This is a genomic window from Actinoplanes palleronii (assembly GCF_016862315.1).
In the GTDB taxonomy this organism is placed as follows: domain Bacteria; phylum Actinomycetota; class Actinomycetes; order Mycobacteriales; family Micromonosporaceae; genus Actinoplanes; species Actinoplanes palleronii.
This window is the reverse complement of sequence record NZ_BOMS01000108.1, coordinates 110,211-116,839: the sequence shown is the minus strand read 5'-3', so window position 1 is coordinate 116,839 and position 6,629 is coordinate 110,211. Positions and strand designations below refer to the sequence as shown.

5 protein-coding genes are annotated in these 6,629 nt (G+C 72.6%); 2 read left to right on the top strand and 3 right to left on the bottom strand.

Annotated features, from left to right (window positions below; translation table 11 throughout):
- Positions 1-386: 386 nt before the first annotated feature.
- From Apa02nite_RS33845 to Apa02nite_RS33835, 3 genes are all read right to left on the bottom strand, one after another.
- Positions 387-2,264 carry a PI-PLC domain-containing protein gene (locus Apa02nite_RS33845; protein ID WP_203828684.1) on the bottom strand — a complete coding sequence of 626 codons (1,878 nt, stop codon included), beginning with the start codon at positions 2,262-2,264 and terminating at the stop codon, positions 387-389.
- Between the two features lie 109 nt (positions 2,265-2,373).
- The gene (locus Apa02nite_RS33840) at positions 2,374-3,291 is read right to left on the bottom strand and encodes an SDR family NAD(P)-dependent oxidoreductase (RefSeq protein ID WP_203828683.1); all 918 of its coding nucleotides are present in this window, start codon (positions 3,289-3,291) and stop codon (positions 2,374-2,376) included.
- Positions 3,288-3,923 (bottom strand): NAD(P)-dependent oxidoreductase, encoded by a 636-nt coding sequence (locus Apa02nite_RS33835; protein ID WP_203828682.1) that lies wholly within the window; start codon positions 3,921-3,923, stop codon positions 3,288-3,290. Before Apa02nite_RS33835 ends, Apa02nite_RS33840 begins: the two co-directional genes overlap by 4 nt.
- A gap of 56 nt (positions 3,924-3,979) precedes the next feature.
- Here Apa02nite_RS33835 and Apa02nite_RS33830 point away from each other — a divergent pair, with 56 nt between their 5' ends.
- Both Apa02nite_RS33830 and Apa02nite_RS52015 read left to right on the top strand, forming a co-directional pair.
- Complete coding sequence (locus Apa02nite_RS33830; RefSeq protein WP_203828681.1) at positions 3,980-4,549, top strand: TetR/AcrR family transcriptional regulator; 570 nt, start codon at positions 3,980-3,982, stop codon at positions 4,547-4,549.
- Between the two features lie 159 nt (positions 4,550-4,708).
- Positions 4,709-6,538 (top strand): GAF domain-containing SpoIIE family protein phosphatase, encoded by a 1,830-nt coding sequence (locus Apa02nite_RS52015; RefSeq protein ID WP_203828680.1) that lies wholly within the window; start codon positions 4,709-4,711, stop codon positions 6,536-6,538.
- The last annotated feature ends 91 nt before the right edge of the window (positions 6,539-6,629 follow it).

Below are 6,629 nucleotides of genomic sequence, written 5' to 3'. Positions count from 1 at the left end.
CCGACGGTGCCACGAGAAGGGGCTGGACATGTCTGTCCGGCCCCTTCTCCCGCATCTCCTCCAGGTCGCCAGGACGCCTGCCGTACGTACCGATGACCGCCGCGCCCACCGCCATCCCGGACAGCATCGCCGGCAGAACGACCACGAGGCCCCGCGCCGAGCCACCAGCAGGCCGAGACGAGCAGGGCCCGGCGCCGGATCTCGGCGACGGCGGGGGTCACCGGGCTGCCGTCCCCGGCGTGCGACTGGTCCCCGATTCTCATGGCGCTGCCGGCCGGGTGCCGGTCAAATGGATCATGGAGGCGACCCCAGGCCGCGGTTGTGTGCGATCGGTGACGGTCCCGGGGCGAAGGCGTGCAGATACGGCCCACCGAGCTCCGGCACCCTCAGCCGGGTCCGAGCGGATGGCAGTGGTCGGGCTCGCCGGCGCGCACGTCGTAGCAGCCGTACTGCAGGCCGTCGGCGGACTGGTCGAGGCCGCCGTCGGCGAAGTACACCAGCGACACCCACCCCCACTGCCCGTTGTCCGCCCGCGTGTACGCCCACCAGAAGTTGGTCGCGGCGCCGACCGTGTTCGACTCCCCCGGCTGCTGGCCCAGGAACCAGTGGCTGCCCCCGCCGGCGACGGTCCCGACCCGCGACGAGGCGCGGTCGGGCCGGCTCATCACCGGCACGGTCCCGGCCCGCAGGGTGCAGTTCTGCCCGCGGAGCCGCACCGTGGCGATCCAGGCGGGCACCGCACAGTGGCCGCCGCCGCCACCGACCACGTGGTGGGTGAGCCAGTCCTGCAGCAGACTCGGGTGGCTGCTGCTGAGGTAGTCGACACTGCCGTAGATGGCGTCGGTCCACGAGCGGCTGCGGTCGGGACAGTCCCGCTCGTCCCACACCCGCACGTGGTGCCCGGTGGTCTGCGCCCCGATGATGTCGTCCCAGTGCACCGTCTGGATCGACCGGCTGTCGTCGTAGGTGCAGTCGTCGCGGGTGTCCGGATCCGCAAAGCTGATCACCGGCACCAGGTCGGCGTTGTACTGGTCGCCGTCGGCGGCGAAACTCCCGTCCAGGAACGCGTACCGGTCGGTCTGCCGCCCGAGCAGCCCCCGCACCGAGTCGTGGCCGCCGGCGCTCGCCGGGACCTGCTCATCGTTGTGGCTGCCGCTGATGACCAGCTGCACCGGCCCCCACTGCCCGGTGTGGAACAGCATGCCGCGGTACGGAGCGAGCACACTCATGATCTTCTCGGCGACCACGAGCGGATTGTTCGGATCCGCCGCGGCCGCGGCCGGGTCGGCGGGGAGCGTGCAGCCGCCGCCCACGACCTCCACACACTTGATCTCGACGAACAGAGCGACCGGCTGGTCGTATCCCGGATACACCCGCCCACCGGTCGCGTTCACCCGCGCGCTGAGCCCTTGCAGATACACCGACTCGAGCGACTCCGCGGTGACCCGGTTGTCCCGCTTGTCCTCGCAGTCGTCCCCGTCGACGTGATGGCAGAGCACCAGCGTGCCGTCGCGGAGGAACACGTCGGCCTCGACACTGGTGAAACCGCGCTCGAGCGCGTCCTGCAACGGCCGCGCGTTGAGGTAGTCGTCCTCCGCATGCCCATGCTCCAACGGCGTCACCCCCACCACCGTGGTCGCGGCAGGCGGCACCGCGGACGACCGCTCGTGCGGCTGTTCATGCCGAAGAACCAGCATGAGTACGACGGTGAGCACGATGGCGCTGACAGCACCGGCCACCAGCGCCCGGGGCCGGCCGGGCCGGCGCGTGGTGAAATACGCGTCGATCACCACAGGTTCCCTGGCCGGCTGGCCGGCACCGGCCGAGCGTGGCGCGGGCACGGCGCGCGGCGCCTTCTCGTCGGCCTGCCGCGCGGCGTCGATCAGCGCCGCCACGTGCGCGCTGGCCACCACGAGCCGGTCCGCGGCAAGCTCGTCGAACGGCACGCCGGCGATCACGTGGCTGGCCCGGGCGACCGCGACCACCAGCGCCGGTTCGGTGATCCGGCGCAGGTCGCCGGCGAGCACCCCCGCCACGTCGTCCTTGTCGATCGACATCCCGGGCGCCAGCCGGTGACTGCGGATCACCTCCGCCAGGTGCCGCAGCGAGGCGGGCCGGCGACGACGCCGCGGCGGCGGTGACCCCGGCGGCGAGGTGTACTCACCGACCCGGGCAGCATGCCCGACCGACGCGTTGAGCTGGGAGGCCAGCAGCTGCGCGGCGTCCTGCACCTTGCTCCACCACGGCGACAACGGTTCCTGCACTCCTGGTTCCCTCCCCTTCGACCGCCACGAACGGTTGATGCGCGCCCCGCCAATCTATCGACGATCATCATGTTCATCGACATCGCGCACCCCCGGCCGGCCGCCGGCGTCAGCGGCGGGGCCCGGCGAAGTGGTGTTCGCTGAGTTCGCGCAGTCGGCGCTGGGTGCCGAGGTCGTGGGAGACCGCAGGGGTGGTCGTCTCGAGGTCGCGGTTGAAGTAGCGGCCGGTGACGCCGGCCAGGCTCGGGTCGGTGGCCAGGCGCAGCGCGGTCGCGGCACCCTGCGCGGGCGTCAGCAGGCTCCGGCGGATCAGGGTGCGGAACGGGCGCAGCGGCGCCGGCACCAGGTCGCCGATGATGTCGGTGGCGACGATCCCGGGGTGCAGGGCGTTCACGGTCACGCCGTCGGCTGCGAGCGTGCGCGCGAGGGCGTAGCCGGCGGTGACCGTCATGAGTTTCGCCCGTGCGTAGGCCTGGAAGGGCACGAACCCGGTGGCGGGATTCACGTCCGCCAGACTGTCGGCTTCGGTCAGGTCGAGGTCCACCGGACGGGCCCGGCCGGCGATCTTGACCTGACGGGTGTCGTTGAGGGTGTCGCTGGCGACGTTCACGATCCGTGCGCGGCCGCGGCGCAGCGGGGTGTCGAGGCGGGTCATCAGGCCGTAGGCGGCCAGGTAGTCCAGAGCGACGTGCATCTCGACGTTGTCGGCCGAGACGCGATGGCCGGGGAAGTGCGCGCCGGCGTTGTTGACCAGGATGTGGATCTGCTGGTGGCGGGTGACGATCAGCTGCGCGGCGGCCACGACGTCGGCGCGCCGGGAGAGATCCGCGGCGATGACCTCGAGGCGGCTCGCGGCCGATGCCCCGATCAGGGTACGCAGCGCGTCAGCCCGGGCCGGGTCCCGGGCGATGACGATCACGTGGGCGCCGGCCTGGGCGAGTCCGGCGGCGATGACCTGGCCCATGCCGCCGGTCGCGCCCGTGACGACGGCGACCTGCTGTCCCAGGTCAGGAGTCGCGGCGGTCATCGGGTGATCCGCGGGTAGGCGTGCTCGTACCGCGGGGACTCGGCCTCGTCCAGCAGGAAGGTGGCCAGGTCGGCGCGGCCGATGGAACTCCACAGCCGGATCGGCAGGCCGGCGCCGGCGGTGTACGTCCCGATCGCGGCGTGGTCCGAGAGCTTCGGCGGCCGCACGATCGTCCAGCGCAGGCCGGACGCGGTGATGAGCGGTTCCATCGTCTCCTTGTCGCGGAGCCGGTCGGCCACGTTCGCCCACACCGCCAGCGAGTACAGCGACCTGTCGTGCGTCTCCAGCACGCCGTGGGCGCTGACGGCGATCAGCCGGTGCACTCCGGCGGCACGCATCGCGGTCACCGCCGATCGGATGCCGTCCGTGCAGACGGTCGTCGGCCCGCCGGCCGCGCCGCCCAGGGCGCTGATCACCGTGTCGGCGCCCGGCAGCGCCAGGGCAAGGGCCGCATGGTCGTCGACGTCGGGCCAGGTCGTTTCGGTCAGGTTCGGTCGCGGTTCGAGGGTTCCCGGGCGGCGGACGAGCGCCACCACCTCGTGCCCGCGATCGAGAGCGGTGGACACCACGTGCCGGCCGGTGGCGCCGGTGGCGCCGAGCACCACCACGCGCTGCGATACAAACTGTCTCATAGGTTGATGATGCGTGGCGCTCGCCTATGAGTCAACTCGTCTCATAGGATGGGTGGGTGCCCGCCGAGACTGATCCACGATTCCTGCGCAGCCGGGAGGCGATCCTGCACGCCGCGCGTGAGCTACTGCTGGAGAAAGGCCCGGCAGCGGTGACGCATGCCCCGGTCGCCGAGCGCGCCGGGGTCGGGCGGGCCACCGTCTACCGGCACTGGCCGCGCCCGGAGCTGCTCCTGGTGGAGGCGATGGCCACGGTCCCGATGCCGTTCTTCGCCGAGCCCACCGTCCCCACCAGGGACTGGCTGCGCCGGGAGCTCACCGCGATGGCACACCAGCTCGACCTCGACGACGTGCGCGCCGTGGCCACCACCCTGGCCAACACGGCCCTGTGGGACGAGCACATGGAAGCCCGGCGCGCCCAGTTCGCCGGCGTCCTGAGCGAGCGCGTCACGGCCGCCCTCGACGACGCCCAGCACCGCGGCGAGCTCACCCTGGCGATCCCCGGCCGCAACGCGGCGGCCGCACTCATCGGGCCGCTGTACTACCGCAGCACGATCGAGCACTCCCCCGCCGACCCGGGCCTCATCGAGTCCGCGATCGCCGCCCTGGGCTCCTGGACCACCGACTGACATTCCCGAAGAAGGGCCCCGGCACTGTGTGCGCCAGGGCCCTCGTCCGAGGACATACACCGAGGCCCACCTGCTGCGCCCGCGCACCCGTGAGAGGATGGCGGAGGTGTCGAGACGGACGGTGTACCGAGTGCTGGCACGAGCCGCCAAGGCAGTCGCGTGAACGACGAGCGGCACGACCCGTTCCGCGAAGCCCGGGTGCGCGCGGTGGCGGACACCGGGCTGGGCGCGGGCGGGGACCCGGTGTTCGACCGGATCGCCGGACTGGTGCGCAACCTGCTCGGCGTGCCGGTGGCGTTGGTGTCGCTGCTCGACACCCATCGTCAGTTCTTCCCCGGCGCGGCCGGGCTGGCAGAGCCGTGGGCGACCCGGCGGCAGACCCCGTTGAGTCACGCCCTGTGTCAGCAGGTCGCCGCGGCACAGGGGCCCCTGGTGATCACGGACGCCCGCGCCGACGGGCGGTGCGAGGCCAATCCGGCGGTCGCCGAGATGGGCATCGCAGGATATGCGGGGATGCCGCTGACGGACACCGACGGCACCGTGCTGGGCGCGTTGTGCGCCATCGACCACGAACCGCGGGAGTGGACCGAGGCCGAGCTGTCGCTGCTGTCGGACATGGCGGTGGCCTGCTCGGACAGCCTGCGGCTACGCATCACGAGCCGGCACGCCGAAGCCGCCCGGGTCAGCGCCGCCGCGGTGAGCGGGCAGGCCTACGCGGCATCGCAGCGCAGCGAACTGCTCCTGACCGCGAGCGTGCTGCTGGCCGGGGCCCGCACGGTGACCCAGATCGTCGCCGCGATCGCGCAGCTGACGTCGCCGGCGTTCGCCCCGTCGCACGTCGGGATGGTGCTGCTCGACGCCGAGCAGCGCCTGGAGGTCTTCGGCGCCGACCGGCTGTCCGATGACGTCACGTCCCGCTGGGTCAGTTTCCCGACCTCGGCACCGGTGCCGGCCGCGCTGGCCTTCAGAACCGGGCAGCTGATCGCATCCGGCGACCCGGCCAGTATCCGCGCCGACTTCCCGCAGCTCGCCGACGACGTGGCCGCCCTGGGCTGGCAGGCGATCGCGGCCGCGCCGGTGCCCGGCATCCGGGGACCACTCGGTGCACTCACCTTCTCCTGGGACCACTCGCTGCACCTCGACGCGGCCCAGAAGAGCGTGATGGTCACGGTGGCCGGCTACGTGGGTCAGGCCCTGCAACGCGTCATCCACCTGGAGGAACAGAACACCGCCGCCCGCACCCTGCAGCAGGCCCTGCTGACCCGGCTGCCCGACACCGGTCAGATCCGGCTGGCCGCCCGATACCTGCCCGCCCACCACGGCGATCTCATCGGCGGCGACTGGTACGACGCGATCACCCTGCCGGGTGACCGGCTCGCCCTGGTCATCGGCGACGTGTCCGGGCACAACCTCACCGCCGCCGCCGCGATGAGCGAGCTGCGCAGCATGCTGCGCGGGTTCCTCATCGACCGCCTCGACACCCCGTCGGCGATGCTGGAACGCCTCGACCACGCCAACCATGCGCTGGGCGCGGACACCATCGCCACCGTGCTGCTGGCCTACCTCGACCGGCAGGACGACGGCAGCCACCTGCTGCACTGGTCCAACGCCGGACACCCGTTCCCGAGCGTGGTGACCACCGGCGGCGAGGTCGCCACGCTGCCGGGCACCGACCCGCTGCTCGGCGCCCGGCACCGCCGCCCCCGGAGCACCCATCACTACCGGCTACCGCCCGGGGCCACCCTGCTGATGCACACCGACGGACTCGTGGAAACCCGCGACGGTGTCATCGACGACGGGTTCGCCCGGCTGCACCAGTTCCTCGGCGGGCACCGCGACACCGCACCCGCCGCCCTCGCCGACCAGCTCGTCGAGTACGCCGACACCCGTATCCGCGAGGACGACGTCGCCCTGATCATCGCGGCCACCGCGCCGGCCGACGGACTCACCGGCCGCCCCGCGGCAGCCCGTTGCACCGGCACCGCCTGAACCCCTGCGGCAACCGGACCGCACCCCACCGGCGATGGCGCCGGCACCTGGCCCACACTACGATGGGCGCCAAGTTGCGTCGGTTCGCTCG